The organism is Protofrankia symbiont of Coriaria myrtifolia, assembly GCF_900634755.1.
Lineage (GTDB): Bacteria > Actinomycetota > Actinomycetes > Frankiales > Frankiaceae > Protofrankia > Protofrankia coriariae.
In genome coordinates, this window is the sequence record NZ_CAAAFS010000065.1 from 6,677 (window position 1) to 27,565 (window position 20,889).

The 20,889-nt window shown below is 69.6% G+C and carries 20 protein-coding genes; 8 read left to right on the forward strand and 12 right to left on the reverse strand.

Annotation, left to right across the window (positions count from 1 at the left end):
* Positions 1–222: 222 nt before the first annotated feature.
* Entirely contained in the window at positions 223–1,614 is a 1,392-nt protein-coding gene (locus tag CM1CMNOD_RS03525; RefSeq protein WP_013872292.1) for a class II fumarate hydratase, read from the reverse strand.
* A gap of 762 nt (positions 1,615–2,376) precedes the next feature.
* Here CM1CMNOD_RS03525 and CM1CMNOD_RS03530 point away from each other — a divergent pair.
* Positions 2,377–2,556 (forward strand): hypothetical protein, encoded by a 180-nt coding sequence (locus CM1CMNOD_RS03530; RefSeq protein ID WP_131773832.1) that lies wholly within the window; start codon positions 2,377–2,379, stop codon positions 2,554–2,556.
* A gap of 453 nt (positions 2,557–3,009) precedes the next feature.
* Here CM1CMNOD_RS03530 and CM1CMNOD_RS03535 read toward each other — a convergent pair whose 3' ends face one another.
* Both CM1CMNOD_RS03535 and glpX read right to left on the reverse strand, forming a co-directional pair.
* Entirely contained in the window at positions 3,010–3,786 is a 777-nt protein-coding gene (locus CM1CMNOD_RS03535) for a sterol desaturase family protein (RefSeq protein WP_013872294.1), read from the reverse strand.
* Between the two features lie 17 nt (positions 3,787–3,803).
* On the reverse strand, positions 3,804–4,829 hold the full coding sequence (gene glpX / locus CM1CMNOD_RS03540; protein WP_013872295.1) for a class II fructose-bisphosphatase: 1,026 nt from the start codon (positions 4,827–4,829) through the stop codon (positions 3,804–3,806).
* 722 nt (positions 4,830–5,551) lie between these two features.
* On the opposite strand from glpX, the gene CM1CMNOD_RS03545 reads away from it, so the two are divergent.
* Positions 5,552–6,109, forward strand: a complete 558-nt coding sequence (locus CM1CMNOD_RS03545; RefSeq protein WP_013872297.1) for a DUF4245 domain-containing protein — start codon at positions 5,552–5,554, stop codon at positions 6,107–6,109.
* Positions 6,110–6,132: 23 nt separating this feature from the next.
* On the opposite strand, the gene CM1CMNOD_RS03550 is transcribed toward CM1CMNOD_RS03545, so the two are convergent.
* The gene (locus tag CM1CMNOD_RS03550; protein WP_013872298.1) at positions 6,133–6,399 is read right to left on the reverse strand and encodes an exodeoxyribonuclease VII small subunit; all 267 of its coding nucleotides are present in this window, start codon (positions 6,397–6,399) and stop codon (positions 6,133–6,135) included.
* Positions 6,400–6,665: 266 nt separating this feature from the next.
* Here CM1CMNOD_RS03550 and add point away from each other — a divergent pair, with 266 nt between their 5' ends.
* From add to CM1CMNOD_RS03565, 3 genes are all read left to right on the forward strand, one after another.
* Complete coding sequence (add, locus tag CM1CMNOD_RS03555; RefSeq protein WP_013872299.1) at positions 6,666–7,739, forward strand: adenosine deaminase; 1,074 nt, start codon at positions 6,666–6,668, stop codon at positions 7,737–7,739.
* 83 nt (positions 7,740–7,822) lie between these two features.
* Positions 7,823–8,023 carry a hypothetical protein gene (locus CM1CMNOD_RS03560; RefSeq protein ID WP_013872300.1) on the forward strand — a complete coding sequence of 67 codons (201 nt, stop codon included), beginning with the start codon at positions 7,823–7,825 and terminating at the stop codon, positions 8,021–8,023.
* Complete coding sequence (locus CM1CMNOD_RS03565; RefSeq protein ID WP_013872301.1) at positions 8,020–8,337, forward strand: type II toxin-antitoxin system PemK/MazF family toxin; 318 nt, start codon at positions 8,020–8,022, stop codon at positions 8,335–8,337. Before CM1CMNOD_RS03560 ends, CM1CMNOD_RS03565 begins: the two co-directional genes overlap by 4 nt.
* A gap of 119 nt (positions 8,338–8,456) precedes the next feature.
* Here the strand turns inward: CM1CMNOD_RS03565 and CM1CMNOD_RS03570 are convergent, their stop codons facing one another.
* The 5 genes from CM1CMNOD_RS03570 to xseA form a co-directional block, all read right to left on the reverse strand.
* Positions 8,457–8,702: a hypothetical protein gene (locus tag CM1CMNOD_RS03570; RefSeq protein ID WP_193353090.1), complete on the reverse strand. Its 246-nt coding sequence runs from the start codon at positions 8,700–8,702 to the stop codon at positions 8,457–8,459.
* 671 nt (positions 8,703–9,373) lie between these two features.
* Positions 9,374–9,769, reverse strand: coding sequence for a hypothetical protein (locus CM1CMNOD_RS03575; RefSeq protein WP_013872302.1), 396 nt, complete (start codon positions 9,767–9,769; stop codon positions 9,374–9,376).
* 126 nt (positions 9,770–9,895) lie between these two features.
* Positions 9,896–11,074: a glycosyltransferase family 2 protein gene (locus tag CM1CMNOD_RS03580; protein WP_237702977.1), complete on the reverse strand. Its 1,179-nt coding sequence runs from the start codon at positions 11,072–11,074 to the stop codon at positions 9,896–9,898.
* 113 nt (positions 11,075–11,187) lie between these two features.
* Positions 11,188–12,000 carry a polysaccharide deacetylase family protein gene (locus CM1CMNOD_RS03585; protein ID WP_013872304.1) on the reverse strand — a complete coding sequence of 271 codons (813 nt, stop codon included), beginning with the start codon at positions 11,998–12,000 and terminating at the stop codon, positions 11,188–11,190.
* 631 nt (positions 12,001–12,631) lie between these two features.
* A complete protein-coding gene (gene xseA, locus CM1CMNOD_RS03590; RefSeq protein WP_013872305.1) occupies positions 12,632–13,882 on the reverse strand; it encodes an exodeoxyribonuclease VII large subunit in 1,251 nt (416 codons plus the stop codon).
* 137 nt (positions 13,883–14,019) lie between these two features.
* On the opposite strand from xseA, the gene CM1CMNOD_RS03595 reads away from it, so the two are divergent.
* Positions 14,020–14,988, forward strand: coding sequence for a 4-hydroxy-3-methylbut-2-enyl diphosphate reductase (locus CM1CMNOD_RS03595; RefSeq protein ID WP_013872306.1), 969 nt, complete (start codon positions 14,020–14,022; stop codon positions 14,986–14,988).
* 195 nt (positions 14,989–15,183) lie between these two features.
* Here the strand turns inward: CM1CMNOD_RS03595 and CM1CMNOD_RS03600 are convergent, their stop codons facing one another.
* Positions 15,184–16,416, reverse strand: coding sequence for a hypothetical protein (locus CM1CMNOD_RS03600; protein WP_131772136.1), 1,233 nt, complete (start codon positions 16,414–16,416; stop codon positions 15,184–15,186).
* Positions 16,417–16,934: 518 nt separating this feature from the next.
* On the opposite strand from CM1CMNOD_RS03600, the gene CM1CMNOD_RS03605 reads away from it, so the two are divergent.
* Together CM1CMNOD_RS03605 and CM1CMNOD_RS24300 are read left to right on the forward strand one after the other, a co-directional pair.
* Positions 16,935–17,228, forward strand: coding sequence for a hypothetical protein (locus CM1CMNOD_RS03605; RefSeq protein WP_131772137.1), 294 nt, complete (start codon positions 16,935–16,937; stop codon positions 17,226–17,228).
* 44 nt (positions 17,229–17,272) lie between these two features.
* Positions 17,273–17,596, forward strand: a complete 324-nt coding sequence (locus CM1CMNOD_RS24300) for an acyltransferase (RefSeq protein WP_431307070.1) — start codon at positions 17,273–17,275, stop codon at positions 17,594–17,596.
* 54 nt (positions 17,597–17,650) lie between these two features.
* Here the strand turns inward: CM1CMNOD_RS24300 and CM1CMNOD_RS03615 are convergent, their stop codons facing one another.
* Both CM1CMNOD_RS03615 and CM1CMNOD_RS03620 read right to left on the reverse strand, forming a co-directional pair.
* On the reverse strand, positions 17,651–19,492 hold the full coding sequence (locus tag CM1CMNOD_RS03615) for a lipopolysaccharide biosynthesis protein (RefSeq protein ID WP_013872308.1): 1,842 nt from the start codon (positions 19,490–19,492) through the stop codon (positions 17,651–17,653).
* Between the two features lie 91 nt (positions 19,493–19,583).
* Positions 19,584–20,750 (reverse strand): glycosyltransferase family 4 protein, encoded by a 1,167-nt coding sequence (locus CM1CMNOD_RS03620; RefSeq protein WP_013872309.1) that lies wholly within the window; start codon positions 20,748–20,750, stop codon positions 19,584–19,586.
* Positions 20,751–20,889: the final 139 nt, after the last annotated feature.

Below are 20,889 nucleotides of genomic sequence, written 5' to 3' on the forward strand. Positions count from 1 at the left end.
TCGTGGGGGCTTGCTGGGGGGTCTTCCACGGCTCCCCGCCGTCTGTTCGGCGCAGGTGGCGGGCAGCGGCCGCGGCCACACCGCCGGACTGCCCGGTGATCGCGGCCCGGCGACGCGCGGCAGCGATGATCATACTTTCTTCGGCCCGTCGGTGCCCCGCGGATCCGGGCTGCCGGCAGCGTGAAAGAGCATGATCACACTGCCGGCCGGGCCGGGCACGGTCTATGGGTGGGTCATCGACAGGACGTCCAGCGCGGCGTCCAGCTGCTCCTCGGTGAGCACGCCGGCAGCCACGTAGCCGCGCTCGAGGACGACCTCGCGGATCGTCTTCTCCTCGGCCAGGGACTGCTTGGCGACCTTGGCAGCCTCCTCGTAGCCGATGTAGCGGTTCAGCGGCGTCACGATGGACGGCGAGGACTCCGCGAACCGCCGGCAGCGCTCGACGTCCGCGACGATGCCGTCCACGCAGCGGTCGGCGAACAGCCGGCTGATGGTGGACAGGATGTGGATCGACTCCAGCAGGTTGCGGGCGATCACCGGCAGCATTACGTTCAGCTCGAAGTTGCCCGCGGAGCCGCCGAAGGCCACGGCCGCGTCGTTGCCGACCACCTGCGCGACGACCTGGCAGACGGCTTCGGGGATCACCGGGTTGACCTTGCCCGGCATGATCGACGATCCTGGCTGCAGGTCGGGCAGGTGGATCTCCCCGAGCCCGGCGCGCGGGCCCGACGACGCCCAGCGCAGGTCGTTGGCAATCTTGTACAGCGACAGCGCGATCACCCGCAGCACCCCGGAGGCCTCGACCAGGCCGTCCCGGGACGCCTGCGCCTCGAAGTGGTCGCGGGCCTCGGACAGCGGCAGGCCGGTGGCCGCCACCAACTGCTCGATGACGGCGGCGGCGAAGCCGGGCGGGGTGTTGATACCGGTGCCGACGGCGGTCCCGCCCAACGGGAGCTCACCGATGCGGGGCAGGGCCGCCCGCAGCCGCTCCACCCCGTAGCTGACCGCCGCCGCGTAGCCGCCGAACTCCTGACCGAGGGTCACCGGCGTGGCGTCCATCAGGTGGGTGCGCCCCGACTTCACGACCTCCCGGAACTCGACGCTCTTGCGCCCGAGGGCGGCGGCCAGGTGTTCGAGGGCGGGGATCAGGTCCCGGACGATCGCCTGCGTCGCCGCGACGTGGATCGACGACGGGAACACGTCGTTGGACGACTGGGACGCGTTGACGTGGTCGTTCGGGTGCACCGGCCGGCCCAGCCGCTCGGTGGCGAGGGTGGCCAGCACCTCGTTGGTGTTCATGTTGGACGACGTCCCGCTGCCGGTCTGGAACACGTCGATCGGGAAGTGGTCGTCCCAGGCGCCCTCGGCGACCTCCTGGGCGGCTTCGGAGATCGCGGTGGCGATCTCCGCGTCGAGGACGCCGAGTTTGGCGTTGACGGTTGCCGCCGCGGCCTTGATCCGTGCCAGGGCGGCGATGTGGGCCCGGGAGATCCGCTGGCCCGACACGGGGAAGTTCTCGACCGCACGCTGGGTCTGTGCCCGCCACCTGGCCGTGGCCGGCACGCGCACCTCACCCATGGAGTCGTGCTCGATGCGGTAGTCCTGCTCGCTCATATGCTCCCGCTCCCGCCGGTCGTCACCTGCTCGACATCTATCTACCGTCCAGGAGGTTAGGCGCAACGTGCGACGGGCGTCCGGTGGTGGGCGGTACGTACCCTCCGGCGGGGGCTTCCGGGTTCCCGGTGACCCGGCCGGCGGTCGTCGCCACCGCGACCGACGCCGGTATTCGGCGTGGAACACGCCGTCGCCGCCGGCCGGGTGCGAAGAAATTATTAACCGATTCATACGGGTTGCATTGTCCGGAAGCTGTCCGGAAGCTGTCCGGAAGCTGTCCGTCGGACGCGGCCCGGCATTTGCCGCGTTCGACGGTGTCGGTGCTAGTGTCACCGACGGGAGGAATGAATAGTTACGCGGTAACGACTGTGGTCGGCCGCACGGATATCTGAGATGGCGGCGGTCGTGCGTTTCGGTCCGCGTTTTCCACTGGTGTGTTCAGTGGCTCTGGCCACCGTGTGCGCCGTCAGTTCCTGCGGATCTGCCGCGCTGCCGGTACCGGACGGTTCCCCGAGCGTTTTTCCGCGGGTGTCGGGCGCGGCCGGCCCGGGCCGGCCACCGGTGGGGCACACGCCGGCCACCTCGTCGGCCGGCCCTTCCGACGGTTCGGCGCCGCTCGCCCGGCGAATGGCCCTCGCCGGGCTGCGGGCGGGCGCGGACGGTCCGGCAGGGTCCCCACGAGCCCGAACGGCTCCGCCGGCCGCGGTGTCTCCGCCGGCCAGGCTGCCTCCGCCATCCCCGCTGGCCACGGGGCCGGCACGGTTGGGCACCACTGGTGGCGGCCGGCCGTCGCCCCGCCCGGCCAGGAGCTCTCCCGCCTGCCTGGGGGATCCGGTCGTTGACGGCACCGACAGCGTCATCGACGACACCCGCGTCGACACCCGCGTCGACATCGGCATCGGCCTGGACACCCTGGGCGCGGAATGTCCACCGTCATCCTGACCGTCATCCTGACGTCCTGTTCGCCAGTACGGTGTCAGACCTGCCGGTAAACGGCCCACCGCGGTTTTTCGGCGGTTACGGCACGGCCGGGCACGATGTTTCCGATGTTTCCGTGACGCGGGCCGAACCTCGACGACATGGCGGTGACATATCCATGGCCCGCGGCGCGGGCGCGGACAGAGCGGACAGAACTGTCGGGAAATGATCCGCCGGTGGCCGGACCGCGTTGGAACGGAATCCGGCGACTGGCGGTTGGTCAACCACCGGAGCGCGGGCCCACCTGGCGGCCACCCGCGGCGGATGACCGGATCAGGGAAGATCCCACTCGCTGGCGGGCGGCCGCGGCCAGTTGACCGGCGGGTGGAGCGTCCGTTTCTCGGGCCAACCGGCCGGTACCGAGCGTGAGTAAGTCCACAGGGCGTGAGCGGGGCGGCGGACTGGCATCACCGAAGATCACTGGGCGGGGAGGTGGGCGTAGGCCGCGGTCGGCGAGACCGGGACCGCGTCCCGCGGCGGGTTGGTACCCAGCAGCACGTCGCCGATGTTGGACGTCACACCCAGCCAGTAGCGTTCGTTGCGGAAGTGGTGCAACCGGTGGTTACGCCAGATCCTGCGGTACATCCTGCCGCGCGGACGGTAGCCGGTGTGGATGAGGAAGTGCGTCCAGTCGTAGGCAAGCAGCCCCAGACCCGTGCACAGGGCCGCGGTGGCGGCGGGGGGAGGGCCAACCAGGGCGACGGCCAGCGCGGCCGCGCCGGCGTCGAGCACCTCCTGCGGCCGGATGAACATCGTGTCCATGTTCGTCGGGTCGCGGTGGTGCTGCTCGTGCCCCCAGCCGGCGATCCGGTAGCAGACCGCGCCGGCCCGGCTGCCCGGCCGGGCGTGCAGAATCCCGCGGTGCACCCCCCACTCGACGAACGGCTGCGCGGCGGCCATGGACACCGCGACCACCGCGTCCGTCCGGCTGAAGCGTCCGCGGGCGAGCCGCACGGCCGCCAGGCTCGCGGCCACACCCAACAGCACCGGTGGACGCGGATGGGTCACGAAACGGCCGGCCGCGGCGCGCAGCGTGGTGGTTTCGGACGCCCGGCCGTGGGGACCGGGCCGGTCCAGGCGGGCGACAGCCGCGGTGACCCGGTGTAGTGCGGCCCGGTGTAGGGCAGCCCAGCGTGGGGCGACCCGGCGCGGGGTGACGGCCGTGGTCCGCACCGGCGCCGATGTCGTCGACATGGTTCGGAACGGTACCTTCAGAACGGCACCGTCGAATACGCCTGCAGTTTGGTCAGTTGATGCTGGCTGTCCACCCGCCGGATCGTCCCGCTGCGGGAGCGCATCACCAGCGACGACGTGTTGGCGCCGCCCGGCCGGTACCGAACACCGGCCAGCAGCTCACCGTCGGTGATACCGGTGGCGACGAAGAAGACGTTGTCGCTGTCCACGAGCTCGCGGGTGGTCAGTACGCGCCTGAGGTCGTGGCCGGCGTCGACGAGTTTGGTGCGTTCGGTGTCGTCCCGCGGCCACAGCCGTCCCTGGATGACACCGCCGATACAGGTCACCGCGCACGCGCTGATGATCCCTTCGGGTGTGCCGCCGATGCCGAGCAGCAGGTCGACGCCGGTGTCGGCGGAGGCAGCCATGACCGCGCCGGCGACGTCTCCGTCGGAGATGAGCTTCACCCGGGCGCCGGCCGCGCGGATCTGCTCGATCAGCTGGACGTGGCGCGGGCGTTCCAGGACGACGACGGTCACGTCCCGCGGATGCACGCCCTTGGCTTTGGCGACGGCCCGGACGTTGTCCTCGACCGGCGCCGTGATGTCCACCACGCCGGCGGCCTCGGGGCCGGTGACGAGCTTCTCCATGTAGAAGCACGCGCTCGCGTCGTACATGGACCCGCGCTCGGACACCGCCATCACGGAGATCGCGTTGTTCATGCCCTTGGCGGTGAGCGTGGTGCCGTCCACCGGGTCGACGGCGACGTCGCACTCGGGGCCTTCGCCCGAGCCGACCTCCTCGCCGTTGAAGAGCATGGGGGCCTCGTCCTTCTCGCCCTCGCCGATGACGACGACGCCCCGCATCGACACCGTGCCGACGAGCCGTCGCATGGCGTCCACGGCGGCCTGGTCGGCGCCGTTCTTGTCACCGCGCCCGACCCATCGGGCGGCCGCGAGTGCCCCCGCCTCGGTCACTCTGACGAGCTCGAGGGCGAGGTTGCGGTCGGGTGCCTGCCCCTGGACGACGAGAGGATCAGGAAGGTTCGCGCTTTCGACTGCCACGGAAGTGAGACTAGTTGCACATCAGTGAATCCGCCCACCGATAGCCGGCGGGTCACCGGCAGCCCTTCGCCCCGCCGGCCGCGGGGCGGATGTCACCCGGTCACGGCCCGGTGCGGTCGCGTGGGCCCAGGCCGCCGGTCCCGCGCGGGGTGCCAGCCGCGGCACCCGGGTGGATACCCGCCGGTACCCGCGGCTGGCAGGACGGCCGGGCGTGGAAATACGATCGCACCGCTTTTGGGACGGCAGTCCGCGGAACGCCAATGTCAGGTGTGTGACATCTCGATCGTCCTACTTGGTGCAACCTTGACCAGCGGACATACGTCCAACCTCACACATGGGCGTCCGGCACGCGGAGGGGGCGTGCCGGACGCCCATCTATTGTTTACCGACGGTTGGCGCCAGGCATTCGACCTGGCCGGCAGACGCGCTGTTAGTTGGCTTACGTCCGGGCCGTGCTTCAACAGGCGCCCGATAATTATTTTATCGATGATGTTTCCTGAATGCGGTGTGTGGTCGTCGCGGGTGTGCCCCCGGGACGCCGACAGCGCGATCCGGCGCGATCCACCGCGATCCGGCGCCATGACGGGCGGCCGACCGGGCACGGGATCCGGCGCGGAGACCACCGTCCGGCGATGACCGATGCGGGATCGCCACGGACGAAAAGGGACCGAGCGGGCCGACTGCCCCGTCGGGCCGCATCCCCGGGACGGCAGGATGGAACGATGGCACGACGACGCGGTCAGGAAACGATCCGAGACATGGCGCTGTCCCTCGGGGTGGTGATGGCCGGGGTGCTGCTGGTCGCGCTGTTCATGCCCAGAGGCGGCGGCGACCCGGTGCGCACGGTGGACACGGCCGCCCCGGTGGCCGCGTTCGCGCGGTTGGCGCCCTTCGACGTCCTGGCGCCGACGGGTCTGCCCGACCACTGGAAGCCCACCTCGGTCCGCACCTCGGGGCTGTCGGACACCGCGCCGGGAACGGTCGAGCTGACGATCGGGTACGTCGTCGACCGCCCGGATGACAGGACGTACGCGCAGCTCAACGAGAGCAACGCCCGGGACGCGGTCAAACGCGTCCTGGGGGACCGGCCCGTGACGGGGACTGTCGAGTTCGCCGGAGCGTCCTGGCAGGAAAGACGGGACGATGCCGGCCATCTGGCGCTGACCCGCCAGGTCGGTGATGTCGTGCTGATCGTCTCCGACGGCGGTGGCAAGGGCGGGGCGTCCGCCGCCGACCTGGGGGTGCTCGCGGCGTCGCTGCGCCCGCACGCCGCGCCGTAGGCCGCGCGCCAGCGGGCCGTGCGTCAGCGGACGCCCGGATCCGCCGGGCCGGTACCGGCGGCGTCGACAGCGCTGTCGAGGCGGGCGCGGGCTCCCTCCAGGAACGCCTGGCACACCTTCGCGAGTTCTTCGCCGCGTTCCCACAGCGACAGCGACTCCTCCAGGGTGATGCCACCGGCCTCCAGCCGGCGGACGACGTCCTCCAGCTCCGAGCGGGCCCTTTCGTACGTCAGCGGCTGCTGCCCCACCGGTGACGGCTGCTGCTCTGGCGTGTCGCTCGACCCCGGCACCTTCAGCCTCCTCATGGTTCGGCCGGCCCTGCTTGGAGCAGGCCTGGGACAGGCTCGGAGCAGGCTCGGAGCAGGCTCGGACCGGTTACGGAACGGTACGGGACGGTATTGTGCCGGACGGCGTCGCCTGGCCCGGTAGGCGTTCCGGCGGAGTTCCAGTGGATATCGCGCCGGTGGGTGGCGTCAGCCCTGCTTGACGGGACGGGTGGCCTGGAGCGATCGTCTCCCGACATGCGAACTGGTGACGTCCGCGCGGGTGATGTCTGATGAGCGTGAGCGATGCCGGCCGTCAGGAGGTGGCGGACGGGCTGAGCGACGAGGAGTTCGTCGACGCGCTGCCCAAGGTGGAGCTGCACGTCCATCTTGAGGGATCCATGCGTCCGCGGACCCTGCTCGCCCTTGCGCGCCGCCACGGGGTGGACGATCTTCCCACCGATATCGAGGGCCTGACGAAGTTCTACGAATTCCGCGACTTCGACCACTTCATCGAGGTCTATCTGGCCGCCGTCCGGGTGCTGCGGGACGCCGACGACTTCGCCGTCCTCGCCAGGGAGACCGCGCTGGGGCTCGCCGGCCAGGGAGTCCGGTACGCCGAGATCACCTTTACGCCGTTCCTGCACATCCAACGCGGCATCGACGCCGACGAGCTTTTCGGCGGCATCGAGCGGGGCCGCCTGGACGCCGAGCGGGAAACCGGCATCCAGGTGCGGTGGGTGACCGATATTCCCGGCCTGCCGAACATGAACCTACGCCCCGCGTCCGAGGGCACCGTCGAGTTCGCGCTGAACCGCCGGGAGTCCGTGATCGCGCTCGGTCTCGGCGGGCCGGAGGTCGATGTGCCCCGCCCTCAGTTCGCCGAGGCGTTCACCGTCGCGCGTGACGCCGGGCTGCACCGCGTCCCCCACGCCGGCGAGACCACCGGGGCGCGCACCATCTGGGACGCCCTCGAGTATCTGCACGCCGAGCGCATCGGCCACGGCATCCGGGCCCTCGACGATCCGGCCCTCGTCGAGCATCTGCGGGCGCATCACATCCCGTTGGAGGTGTGCCCGACGTCGAACCTGCGCACCGGGGTCGTCGCGGACTATCCGGACCACCCGTTGCCCACGCTGATCGAGCTGGCGCTGCCGGTCAGCCTCAACAGCGATGATCCACCCATGTTCGGTACCACGTTGCGTGACGAGTACCTGCACGCGTTGCGCAGCCTGGGGCTGCGCCGCGACCAGGTGGTCGGCCTGGCCGCGGCCGCGGTGGAGCACTCGTTCGCCCCCGCCCCGCTCAAGGACGCCCTCCGCGCCGAGATCGCCGCAGCCGCCGACCGCGTCCAAGCTGCTTCTTGACCCGCGTTCCCGCTTCCTGATCTTCCTGCGGGCTGCTTTACGAATGTGCAACGAATGTTTGACGGACTCGGTAGCCTTGAGACATGGCAACCACCATCGGCTTTCGGCCCACCGAGGAAGACGAGCAGATCATCAAGGCTGCCATGCGTCCGGACGAGCGCACCAGCGACGTGATCCGTCGCGCGTTGCGGCTGCTCGAACGGGAGGTCTGGCTGTCGCGTGCCCGCTGTGACGCGGAACGTCTCGCGGACGAGGATCTCGGCGACGAGGCCGACGTCTGGTGATCCGTGGTGCGGTCTACCGGGTGGATCTCGGTGACGCCAGGCGTGGTCACGAACAACGCGGCCGGCGCCTCGGGCTGGTACTGAGCCCGAGCTCGATGCCGTGGAACGTGGCCACGGTCATACCCACCTCCACCACCGCGCAGCCCGCCGTCTTCCGGCCGTCGCTGGAGATCGGCGGGCAGTTGACCAGGTTTCTCGTGGATCAGATCCGCAGCCTCGATGTCGCCTACGTTCATGGTGATCCCGTCCACTATCTGGATCACCATGAACTGGCCGAGGTCGAACGCGCTGTGATCCGCTATCTCGGCCTGTAGGCCGCCTGGCACCGGCTCGGCGGCCGCCGGCGTGGACGTCGGTGCCGTGGTGGCGTTCACCGACACCGACACCGACACCGACACCGTCCTCCGCCGGAGCCGTCCCGTGGTCGACGTTCTCAACCGCCGGGTTCCGGCCCCGGCCGGCCGGCCGGCGCGGCGGGGATGGGGACGCAGGCGCGCACCTCCCGGCGGCCGTGCCCGGCGGGCAGCGTCACCCCAGTGACGTGGACGGATACCCCGTAGAGGTCGCTGAGGCGTTCGCCGGTCACCACGTCGTCGGGATGGCCGTCGGCGACGACGCGGCCGTCCCGCATGAGTACCGCCCGGCTGGCAGTGCCGCCGTGCCTGTCTTCCCAGGTCAAGGCACAGATCCAGCGACTCGCGTTACCACGAACTGCGGAAGCCGGGCGCTAGAACTCCGTGAACGCGGATAGAACGGACTTTATCGTCCGCATCCTCATTTATCTTCCCCGAAGTTGTCCCTGAACTGCGGAAACGGTGCGCTGGGCGGGAGGCATGGGCGGGGACGACAGGAGCCGGTCGGCTCGGGCGTGGCGCGCCTGCTTCCGCGGGGCGCTTCGGCGATCGTGACGGCCAGCGGATCCGGTCGGGACCGCCTCGCCGACTATGCGTTCCGCGCCCAGGGCATCATGATGTCGCGGCCCAAGGCGGGATCCGCCCTGCGGAAGAGGTCGACCTGCTCGACCGAGATCCCTACCTCGCCGGCCAGGATGATCCCGGCCTCACCGGCCTGATGCGGAGAGCTCCGCGTACCGTACAGTGTGAGCAGGCCGTTGACACCCGCGATATCCGCTTCCCGGAGATTGCACTGACCGGCCGATGTCGCATCGAAACGTGCGCCGTCCAGTCTGCGGTCGCGGAAGACGAACCTGTCCAGCCTTCCGTCGAACTCGGCTTCCCGAAAGGTGCAGCCCGCAAAAAATCACGCCGAGAGCCTTTGCGCTGTCCACGAGCAGTAGTCAAGTCGGCAGTTCGTAAACGCGACGTCCTCGACGCGCTCGAACCGCACCGATCAGCTGACCAGCCGGTATCCGGAGAACTCGACCCTCCGCACGGAGATTCTGCTCCATGCGGAGTTGGAGAGGTCCGCCTCCTCGAACCGGATGTCGGCGCAGCTCAACGGCCCGAAATTCGCACCCGTGAGGTCCAGCCCCTTCAACAGGGACTGGATGATGCTTCCTTTCCCGCGGACACCGTCCTGGTCGCCGGTGAGCCGATGGCCGTCCACCTCGAAATGCCCGTGCAGCCGAGCGAGGGCGTCCGCCAGCGCATCCAGCTCTATCGCCGCCGCCGCCGGAGCCGTCGCCGCTCGCCTACGTCCCGGAAGCCCACGCGGGTCAGCATAGAGGCCCGAGGCGAATGCCCCGTCCGCCAGCACCGCGCACTCGGTGCCGGTCGGTAGCGTCACCGCGCATACAGGTGCTACCGGTAGGTGGCGCGGCCGTTGCGGCCGTGTCGCCACCCATCCGTTCGGCGTGGCTCGCGCTGTCCGGCAAGGAGCGGCGGCAACCGGTCCGGGTCGTTCAGGCCGGGCTCAGGCCGAGAGCGTGTGGACGTTGGACGGAGCGGCTTCCGAGGCCGGGGGCAGGGCGTCCGCGCTGGAAGCGCCTGTGGCGGCTGGGGAGTCCGTGCTGCTCGGGGAATCTGCGGAAGCGGGGGCTTCGGCGGTGTCGGTGCCGGTGGTCGGCGTGCCCAGCGGCGCGGGACTGGCGGCCGGGATAGCCGGGCCGCCGCCTGCCGCCCGCACCGGCGAGAAGACCGTACGGATCACGGCGAGCAGAAAGCTCAGAATGGTCGTCCCGGTTCCCACAACGATCATGCCGGCCCGTGCGAGGCCCGCCGGGCGTCCGCGGAGAGAGGCCCCGACACCGTTGCGTACCCCGCGTGGCAGCACCTTGAGAACGAAGTCGCGTTTAGGGCCGAGCGGGCCGCGTGCTGGTGCGCGGTAGCCCGCGCACAAACGCCGGAGCGTGGCCTTTGATGCGCCTTCCGCCCAACAGCGGCGCACGATGTACGAGGGACGCTGCCGCTGGGCGGGCACGTGGTGGTGGATGACCGCGGCCGGTTCGTGCACGAAGCGGCCGTCCGGGATCAGGGCGGTGGCGCGGATGCACAGCTCTGTTTCCTCGCAGCCCGATGCTCCTTTGGTCTGCCGGCCCAGGCGGGTGTCGAAACCCCCGGTGGTGGTGAACACGCTTCGCCGGAACAGGGCGCAGCCACCGAAGACATTACGCACGGCCGTCTGCTGGGTGGGTAATCCGTGATGGCTGCAACCGACCGTCCAGAGCAGCTCGGATGGGAACCAGCCGGGTTTCTCACCACCCCAGTCGGGGGTCACCCAGCCGCCGACTCCCAGGATGTCGGGGTCGGCGGCCGCGACCTGTACAAGGGATGACAACCAGGACGGATCGGCGACCGCGTCATCGTCCAGGAATGCCACGAATTCGCTGTCGACCGCGGCAATACCGACATTACGTGCGTTGGACAGCCCGGTACGCCCCCCGGTGCTGAGGACGAGTTCGGGGCCGGCTCGCTCACGCAGGCGGGCGAGCAGCTCGTCGTCGCCGTCCACGACCACGACAACCTGGTCCGGGCGCAGCTTCTGGTCCCAGAGCGAGTCGAGAGCTCTTGTAAGTTGCGGCCATCGTGCCACGAGATGGCTGCACACCACGACACTGACACTGCTCACGACACCGATACCGACACTGGTCACGGTTTTCTCCACGGACGTTCGGGGCCTTGGGGCGGTATGAACGGGACCGGGCTCGCGCCGTCTTCCGGCCAGTTGGTGTGGCTGGCCGGTGGGGCGGGGCCGGGGTGACCCGGTCATGGTTGTTCCTGGGCGGCTGGTTCCTGCCGCGTGCGCAGGCCACGCCGGACGGCCCGAAAAACGCGCCACGGGGCCCGGGTACCACGTCGCAGATACGGAACAACTCCGGGCTGGCCGCTGCGGACCAGGGCGAGGGTCTGTTCCGGGCTCGTCGAGCCGGTGACTATCAGTCGGCTGATCGAGAACGGGGACGTGTCACGGCGGTGAATGCGGTATCCCACCTCGCAGGCGGAGGCGAAACCGGTCTCCGCCACGGCCTCGCGGACAGCGCGTGTGTGATATCCGAACGGATAGCAGAAACTCTGGACCGGAGAGCTGAGCTCGTCCTCAAGCAGGTGACGGCTGGTCTCGACGTCGTGGCGCAGCTCGGGGCCGGCCAGCAGGTCGAGGTCGGTGTGCCGATGGCCGTGCGAGTCGATCTCGTAGCCGGCGGCGTGCAGGTCCCGCAGGTCGGACCAGGTGAGCAGGGGGGACGCACCCTCCGGGTACGCCGACAGCCACGTCGCCCGGCCGCCCACGTAGGCGGTGGGAGCGTAGAGGGTCGCCCCGGCGTTCGCCTGCCGCAGCACCGGGACGGCGTGGGTGGAGAAATCCGCGAAAGCGTCGTCGAAGGTGATCGCGATGTGTTTCCCGGCCGGTCGGGAAAGCGCTTCGGAAAGGCCCAGCAGCTGGTAGCCGGCCGCACTGAGACAGGCCAACTGTTCGGCGAACAGCGCCGGCGGGACCTGCCATCGGCGAAATGCCGCGCTGGCACCGTCGCCGATGCTGTGGAACATCAGCACGGGCAGGACGGGAAAACCATCGGTCATGCCCGGCCCCAGGTGATGGTTTTGTTCTCCTGGCCGGCCGTCCCGGGCCGCGATGAGCGGAGATTGCTTCCGTCGCGTTGTTCCGTTGATTCACCGGCGCGATAGTGATCGCGCCGGGAGCGTGGTATCGAAGAGCTCTGGAGGGGCCAGTGGGAAACTGTTTCGCCGGCTGAACACGAGCGCGCCGGCACTGGTCGCGCCAATGTTTTCCTCCCAGGGACCTGGGGATGCGGGCCGTCGGCAGCACAGAAAAAGCATGATCGTACTGTCTCTGACTCGCTGACGGACGTTTGGAATCTTCCGCTGGAAATCATAGCACCACGGAGGTGAAGGATCGTGCCCTGATCCCAGGAATAATCCAATGACTACTGTTCGAAGCTGGCCGGATGTATTGCGTCGTCCCCGGTTGGTTTACCGAGTTTTCCTGAGGTCTTGCCTGAGGTCTTGCCTGAGGTCTGGCCCGATGTCTCCGGTGGATGCGCGGCGGTGGCGCCGCCTGACGTTGATTCCCCCCGCCCTGGTCGACCGAAAGCGGTTCGATCATCTTTTCGGGGCCCGGGCCCGCGTGATTCCCGGCCCGTGCCGGCGTTCCGGATCATGCTGGCTTTCCGGGCCGAAGCGGCTTCTCGGGTCAGGTCGTGGTGCCGGTCTGTGTCCGCGCGCCAGCTGGCGGGGAGTCGACCGTCGCAGGGAAGGAGCCGCCGGCGACCCGTACGGTCAGCGCGTCGCCAGGGGTGGCCTGGGCGGGATCACGCACGATGGAGCCGTCGGCGACTCTGCGTACCAGCGCGTATCCCCGGTCCAGAGTGGCCGCTGGTGACAGCGCGTGCAACTGGGCCAACGCATGGGCCAGCTCCTGGTCGGCCCGTTCGAGTTGGTGGAGCACGCAGCGCCGGCCACGGGAGCGCAGCGCCCGCACGTACTCGTCGTGACGGTCGAGCTCACGCCCGGGCGCGGCCAGCGCCGGGCGGCCGCGCAGGTCGGCCAGCCACCGTTCCTCCCGGTCCAGGCGCTGCTCGACGGACCGCCGGGCCCGGCCACGCAGCGTCGTCACCAACGCGAGCTGTTCGGCCACGTCCGGTACGACCCGCTTGGCCGCGTCCGTCGGAGTGGACGCCCGCACGTCCGCGACGAAGTCGAGCAGGGGCGTGTCCTGCTCGTGGCCGATCGCGGAGACCACCGGGGTGGTGGCCGCGGCCACGGCCCGCACCAGCGCCTCGTCGGAGAACGGCAGCAGATCCTCCAGCGACCCGCCGCCGCGGGCGATCACGATGACGTCCACCTCGGGGACGCCGTCGAGCTCGCGCAGCGCGTCGATGATCTGCCCGACAGCCAGCGGTCCCTGCACCGCGACCTCACGCGAGACGATCCGCACCGCGGGCCAGCGGCGGCGGGCGTTCATGACCACATCCCGTTCGGCGGCGCTGGCCCGTCCGGTGATCAGCCCGACGGCCCGGGGCAGGAAGGGCGGCCGGCGCTTGCGGGACGCCGCGAACAGCCCCTCGGCCGCGAGCATGCCGCGCAGCTGTTCGAGTCGGGCGAGCAGGATCCCGGTACCGATCGGGCGGATCTCGGTGACGGCGAGCGCGAGCGTCCCCCGCGCGGGATGGAACGACGGTTTGCCCTGGACCACCACCCGGGCGCCGTCGGTGAGCGCGGACCCCACCGCGTCGCAGACCGCCCGCGGGCAGGTCAGCCGCAGCGACACGTCGGCTACCGGATCACGCAGGGTGAGGAACACGGTGGCCAGGCCCGGCCGTCGCACGATCTCGGTGAGCTGGCCCTCCACCCAGACCCGGCCGAGCCGGTTGATCCAGTCGCCGATTGCCCGGGCGACCGTCCGGACGGGCAACGGCTGCTCCGGGGTGGAGGTGAGCGCCATCGGATAACCGTAGCCAGCGCGGCCGTGCGGGCCTTCGGGCCGATGCACAAAGCACGAGAGCTGTCCGCCCGGACATCGGTATGTGACGGTTGTCGTTTGGCCTTCCGGGCGCTGCCGGGCCGCGTAGACTCCGGGACATGGGGCGGATCCTGCTGGCCAATCCGCGCGGGTACTGCGCTGGTGTCGACCGAGCGGTACAGACGGTCGAGAAGGCACTGGAGCTGTACGGCGCTCCCGTCTACGTCCGTAAGCAGATCGTGCACAATGCCCACGTCGTCAAGACGCTGGAGGCAAAAGGCGCGATCTTCGTGGAAGAGACCTACGAGGTTCCTACCGGGGCGACCGTGGTGTTCTCCGCCCACGGCGTCGCACCGACCGTCCACGAGGAGGCGAGGTCTCGGGAGCTGCGAACGATCGATGCCACGTGCCCGCTGGTGACCAAGGTCCACGGTGAGGCGCGCCGGTTCGCCAAGGAGGACTTCGACATCCTCCTCATCGGCCACGAGGGCCACGAGGAGGTTATCGGTACCACGGGCCAGGCGCCCGACCGCATCCACCTCGTCGACGGCGCGGAGGACGCGGAGGCTGTCCGGGTTCGGGACGAGTCCAAAGTCGCCTATCTGTCCCAGACCACCCTGTCGGTCGACGAGACCGAGGTCACCGTGCGGGCGCTGCGCGAGCGGTTCCCGCTGCTGCAGGGGCCGCCGAGCGCCGACATCTGCTACGCCACCCAGAACCGGCAGGTGGCGGTCAAGGAGATCGCCAGCCAGGTCGAGCTCATCCTGGTCGTCGGGTCGCCGAACTCGTCGAACTCGGTACGCCTGGTGGAGGTCGCTCTCGACCACGGAGTGCCCGCCGCCCATCTGGTGGACAACGCCGAGCAGGTCGACCCAGCCTGGCTCGAAGGGGTTGAGACGATCGGCGTGACCAGCGGGGCGTCCGTTCCCGAGGAACTGGTGACGGAGGTTGTCGCGTGGCTTGCCGAACGTGGTTTTGACGACGTTCAGCAGGTGACGTCGGCGGAGGAGCATCTGTTGTTCGCCCTGCCGCCCGAGCTCCGCCGGGAAATCCGTGCCCGGGAGCGGGCGGCCAGCGGTAGCCAGTAAGCAGTCAGTCGGTAGTCCAGTAAGCAGGCCAGCAGGCCAGTAGCCAGGCCGTATCCGGCCGGTTGTTGGCTGTCGGTTGTTCCGGGCGTGCCCCGCGGATGAATCCGCGGGGCACGCCCGAAATTTTTCACGGACATTCATGCGCGTCCGTACGCCCCCGAGTGGCCTACGGCCGTGAGCCGGGTGCCGGGCGTTTCACCGGGCGCCGTCGAGCAGCGCGACCGGATCCGCGCAGAGCAGGTCCACGGCACGACATACGACATCCTGGTCGAAGATGCTCGCGTGGAAAGCCACGGTGACGTACACGTGTCCGTGCAGCTCGGCGAACTGGAAGGTGACATAGTCCGGCTGGCGCTGGGTTGTTGCCGACAGGTAGTAGATATCCGAGGTGTCGCCCCGCCACGGTAGTTTCTCGAATCCGCGCAGCCGTCCGAGATGATTCAGGACCAGGGACGGACGTGCCGGGAAGGGCGCCCGATCGCTCAGAGCCGCGATGCGGCCGACCTGGGCGAAGCCCGTCAGCAGGCTCATCGTGGCCAGCGTACGCCCGTTCGCGGTCGCGGACTCCAGCGCGGCCGACACGGCCACCGGATCACGGGCGTCCGTCGGCTCGACGTAGATTCCAATCGTGAAGTTGCCGTCGAGCCGGCGGCCGGTCGGAAGGAATTTCCGGTTGTCGACGACGGTGTAGAAACCGCCGGCCGCCGGTCGCATGCCCGCCGCTTCCACCGCTGCCCGGACCGCGGCGAAAACCACCATCGTCCGGGTGACCCCGGACGCGTTGCGGACTTTCCACTTACGCAGGTCGGTGAGCGTGCTCCTGGCGAGGACCCCGGAAACCACGGTGAAGTTCGGTTGCCACGGCCGGTGCTGTGTCCCGGCGTCCGGGCCGGGCGCGGCCGGGCGCGGGGTCCGCAGCGTCGCGAGTACCCGCCCGGGTTTCCGGCCGTAGTACTCGCCCAGGGCGCGGGCCAGGGGAAGCCGGGTGGACGGCCGGTGCAGGCTCAGTGGCGGACGGCCTTCCGCGGCGGCCAACAGCAGCTCGGCGCCGGTGTCGAGGCCGAGCCGGGCGTCCCCGAGCGGGTGGGACAACGACATCGCCAGCGAGTCGCGGCCGACCGCGATCCGAAAGGGGATGTCGTCGACGTGTGCGTCGTACTGCCGTATCAGTAACCGTTCCGGCCCGCCGTCGTCGACGTCGTCATCGAGTGCCGTGACCATCCGCTCACAGTGGCTGTCGAGTTCGTGGCCCGTCACCGGGCGCCACCGGTGGTAGCCAGGATCGGGCCGGCGGAACAGCCGGTGGTCGGGAGCGATCCAGGCGAGTTCCCGCATGGTCGCGCGGACCGTGTCGACGTCGGGTAGGTCCAGTGGCCCGGTGACGAAGACGGAATGGGCGCCGATCCACATTCGGTCACGTCCGGCCACGCGTTGGGACCGTGTTCTGCCTGGCATCGCCGATTTACCTCCGGTGTGGTTGTCCGCCGTCCTGCCAGCAACGCCGCCGTCCGCTCAGCGGGGGGACGCGAACTACCTGGCGGTGCCGTTTTGACGGGAGAACGACATGGCTGGTGCCGTTATGTGTTCGGTCGGCAACGGATACAGGTGTCCGTCGGCGGGCCGGGTATCCCGACGCCGACAACTCGTCCCGAAGACAAACGGGCATGCTGGCAAACGAACATGTTGGCAAACGAGCATGCCCGGCAAACGGACATGGTCGGCAAACGGACATGGCGCCGCGCGCCGCGCCGCCGGTGCCGTTGACATCGTATCCCGCCGTATCCCGCTGTATCCGGTCGGTCAGCCGGCACGGTGATGACATCCGACCAGCGTTCATTGCTTTGAGTGATTGAATCGCTACTATCGGAGCGATTGTTTGGACGGTGGGTGGGGTGAGACCGTGCCGCGAACCCGCGCCGCGACTGGTACGCGTGAAGGAGGTGGCTGTGCGTCGTGAAAAGCTCTGGGAGCAGCTCAGGCTCGAGTTCTGGATGCTCGTGTGGGGAACCAACGTCAATGGTATAGGCGGGTCTTTTCTCGTCCCGCGTCCGCTTCGCTTCCTGCTCTATCGTCTCGGTGGCGTGCAGACCAGGACGATGAACATCCTGCCGGGCTCCGTCGTCGGTCATCGCGCGAGCTTTGCCTGCGGATCAGGGATGGGCTCGATGTGTTTCATCGAAAATTCGGCACCGGTACGGATCGGTGAACGAGTCAAGATATCACCCAGGTCACGATTCTGACCTCCACGCATGACGTGGTCAATGGTGAGGTCAGCAGCGAGGTGGTGGCCAAGCCGGTTGCCATCGGGAACGACTGCTGGCTCGGCAGCAGGGTGATCGTGATGTCTGGCGTGACCATTGGCCATCATTGTGTGATTGCCACCGGTTCGCTGGTCAACAGGGACTGCAAGCCCTACGGGCTTTACGCTGGATCGCCCGCCCGCCGGGTTCACGACCTAGCCCCGGAGGAGGCCACTGCCCCGCGGGAGAGCCCCGCCCCGCGGGAAAACCCCGTCCCGGAGACACTCGCCGCATCGCTGACGTCCGTCACGGTGTCTCCCAGCGCACCAACACCCCCGGTTACCGCGTCCACGGCTGCGAAGGCGTAGCCGGGGCACGGCCCAAAGCGCCCGGGACAGCTGTTTGCGATCAGGATGTTCCCGTCATTCGGGCTGGTTCTGCCGTGACGGCCGATGCTGGTCGGTGCTGGGGGGCGGGCGGTTGGCCAGGGCACGCCTGGTGGACGGCCGCAGACGCACGGTGCTCTCGTCCGGCAGGCGCTCCAACCGGCTGGGCCGGTGCCAGATGGAGATGGTCCGCTCGTGCGTACGGCGAGCCTCACCGCTGGTGCTGTCCGTGTTGTCGATGTAGCGGGCGAGGTCTCGTTCGTCGATCGGACGGAGCAGCTCGAGCGGGTAGAAGCTGGCGGCCATTCGCTGGTACACGCCGGTGAGCGGTGTGGTGGTGTTCGCCTGGGGGCTGGCCATCGCGATCGTGGCCCTGGGCTCGCGCCAGACCACCGCCAGCGGTGGCAGGGTGATCACGGCTTCCAGCACCACCGCCAGCAGCCAGCCCCAGCACAGGCCGTTCACCCCGCCGAGATGGCCACCGACGAGGGCGAAAACAATCTCCATGGCGGTTCCGGCGCCGACCACTCGCAAGGCGGATCCCAGCCGTCCCTGCACCCGCCGCAGCGAGACATAGTGATCTTTGATCACCAGGGGTACCCCGGCGAGCATCATGATCCGGAACGCGCTGACGGCCACCCCGCTGGTGTAGGCGCCACCGAAGATGGTCATGACAAGACTGGCGCAGGGCGCCGCGATCAGGAAGGTGGCGACGGCCGCCACGAGTCCCAGCGGCAGGGTCGAGCGGATCTTCGCCAGTGCCTGTTCCTCGTTCTGCCCGGACTGCGCGAACACGGCGATGGCCAGCGCGAACGGAATGATGAAGAAAAAGGTCGCGGCAAGGCGCGCGGTCGTGAAATAGGCGGTGTCCGCGGCGGTCGCGGCGAGCGCGGCGAGAATGGGCAGCAGCAGGGTCGGCAACTGCAGTGCCAGGTTGAGCAGGTGGTGCCCACCGGCTTCCTTACGCATCTCCCGCAGCTGTCGGAGCCCGGCGAACCGCTGGCGGGGGGTGGCCGCGGCGCCAGCGCCGTCCGGTGACCGTTCCTCCGGCGCGGGCCGGCGGAAGTAGCGGTAGCAGACCGGCAGGGACAGGGCCATGCCGGCCACCCAGGACAGGTAGAGATCCAGCCCGGACGTCCAGCCGATGACCACGAACACCGGGATCAGCCCGAGCTTGACCACCGACGTGACGACGTTGCGGACGAACTGCACGGCCCCCCGCGCCGCCGACAGCAGCGCGAAGTCCAGGGTGGAGGTCACCGCGAACAGGACGACCCCGACGCAGAACAGCACGGCGGCGAGCACGCTCGAGCTGACCGGGCGCAACGTCTCGGACAGGAACGGAGTGACCCCGGTCCACACCAGCGCGAGCAGGCCGGAGGTGACCCCGACAACGGCGATGGACGCCCGCATCAGCCGGAGGCGGTCCGACTCCCGTTCGACCGTGGGGAGCTTGGCCATCAGCAGCGTGCCCAGGCCGAGCATCCCGACGGAACCGAGGACCGTCATAGCCGCGATGGCCGCCGACCCCACCCCGACCTCGTGGACGGCGTAGGTGCGTGCGGCCAGGGACCAGAACACCGCCCCGAGGACGGATGTCACGATCTGCGTCCCCACCATGGACATCGCGATCGCCAGCAGCTGCGCGAGACCGGCGTGACCGTGCCTGGTCTCCTCCGGCGGTGGGCTTTCGGCAGCCCTCGCCACGGGCGCGGTCGCCGTGATGTCGGTCGTGATGCCTGCCGTGGCAGTACTGCCCACGGTGATGCCGTTCGCGGTGATGTCGTTCGCGGGCGGGCCGGCGGTGGCGCCGCTGTTGACGCCGACGATGTTCCTGTCAGCATTCCTGCCAGCGCGATTCCCGTCAGCGCTGTTCATGGCGGTGTTGGCGCGACTGTCCCGTCCGCCGTGCTGATCATTACTGTGGATGGTCCCGGGCGGATCGTGTCCACTGGCGGACGGTGGCGCGTCATGCGTGGGCCCGGTAGGCGTCTGCGAGCGCGCCGGCGCAGTCGTCCCAGGTGGGCAGGTGCGTGGACGGCGTGCCATGGCCGCTGGCCCCGGCCGGTGTGTTCCCGGTGTTCCCTTCCGCGGTCACCTCCGCTCCCGCGGTGGTCCGGGCGGTCAGGTGGCGGAGCAGGGTCGCGGCGACTGTGCGCGGGTCCGCCGGGTCGTCGACCCGTTCGGCCAGGCCGCGGTCGGCCAGCTCGCCGAGACCGGTGCTGGGGGCGACCACGACCGGACGTCCGAGCGCGACCGCCTCCATCACGGCGACCGGGTGGGCCTCGTACTCGCTGAGCAGGGCGACCACGTGCGCGCCTGCCAGCAGGTCGGTCATGGCCTGGCGTTCGGCCGGCGGGACGAAGGTGAAGCTGACCTGGTCGGCCACGCCCAGCCGGGCGGCCTGGGTCCGCAGTTCGTCCTCGTAGGGACCGCGTCCCACCAGTACCAGCCGGGCCCGCGGTTCCCGCTCGAGCAGGGTGGGCAGCGCGGCGATCAGGTGGTGCTGGCCCTTGTACTTCTCGAACCGGCCTACCGAGACCACGGTCGGCGCGTCGGCGTCGGGCCGGATGTCGGTGGTGGTGCTGGCGGGCTCGACGCCGTTCGGGACGACCCGCAGCCGGTCGACGGCCACCCGTGCCAGCCGGGCGAACATCTCCTTCTCGAACTCCGCGACGCATACCACCTGCCGGGCGCGGCGCAGCAGCGGGCCGAGAGCGCGCCACTGGGCGCCCCGCAGCCGGTGGCGGATGGCCGACGAGTGGCCGCCGGTGTGCGGGCTGACCAGGTAGGGCGTGCCGGCCGCGAGCGCGGCGGTCATGGCGATGACCGGGACGGCGGTGTGCGCCCCCTGGCAGTGCACGAGGTCATAGTAGCCACCGCCGACCGCCGCGCGGATACGTGGAGCGACGTAGTAGTCGCGCTCCCGTGGCCAGGCGGGCACCCGCCGCACCCGAATCCCCTCGACCACCTCGACGGGGGGCCGGCTGCCGTCACGATCGGTGGTCAGGACGTCCACCCGCAGGCCGGGCATGGCGTTCAGCCGTCGGGCCGTCTCGTAGACATGCGTCTCGATCCCTCCCATGTCGGGGAAGAACCGAGGGGTGACCTGGAGCACGCGAAGTCGTCCGGGCACGGTTACTGCTCCCTCGAGGTGGCGAACGCGGGTGTCAGGGCACGACACGTCGGTAGCGGGTTACGGCTGTGCAAGTTACGGCTGTGCGGGTTACGGCCGGTTGGGCCGGAATGCGGGCGGGACGCCATCGTAAATGCTC

Bases quoted from the DNA above. Each gene is read 5' to 3' on its own strand.
- CM1CMNOD_RS03615 (WP_013872308.1), bottom strand. From the start codon at position 19,492: ATGAACAGCGCTGACGGGAATCGCGCTGGCAGGAATGCTGACAGGAAC.
- CM1CMNOD_RS03535 (WP_013872294.1), bottom strand. From the start codon at position 3,786: ATGTCGACGACATCGGCGCCGGTGCGGACCACGGCCGTCACCCCGCGC.
- CM1CMNOD_RS03595 (WP_013872306.1), top strand. From the start codon at position 14,020: ATGGGGCGGATCCTGCTGGCCAATCCGCGCGGGTACTGCGCTGGTGTC.
- CM1CMNOD_RS03525 (WP_013872292.1), bottom strand. From the start codon at position 1,614: ATGAGCGAGCAGGACTACCGCATCGAGCACGACTCCATGGGTGAGGTG.
- CM1CMNOD_RS03585 (WP_013872304.1), bottom strand. From the start codon at position 12,000: ATGACCGATGGTTTTCCCGTCCTGCCCGTGCTGATGTTCCACAGCATC.
- xseA (WP_013872305.1), bottom strand. From the start codon at position 13,882: ATGGCGCTCACCTCCACCCCGGAGCAGCCGTTGCCCGTCCGGACGGTC.
- CM1CMNOD_RS03560 (WP_013872300.1), top strand. From the start codon at position 7,823: ATGGCAACCACCATCGGCTTTCGGCCCACCGAGGAAGACGAGCAGATC.
- add (WP_013872299.1), top strand. From the start codon at position 6,666: ATGAGCGTGAGCGATGCCGGCCGTCAGGAGGTGGCGGACGGGCTGAGC.
- CM1CMNOD_RS03545 (WP_013872297.1), top strand. From the start codon at position 5,552: ATGGCACGACGACGCGGTCAGGAAACGATCCGAGACATGGCGCTGTCC.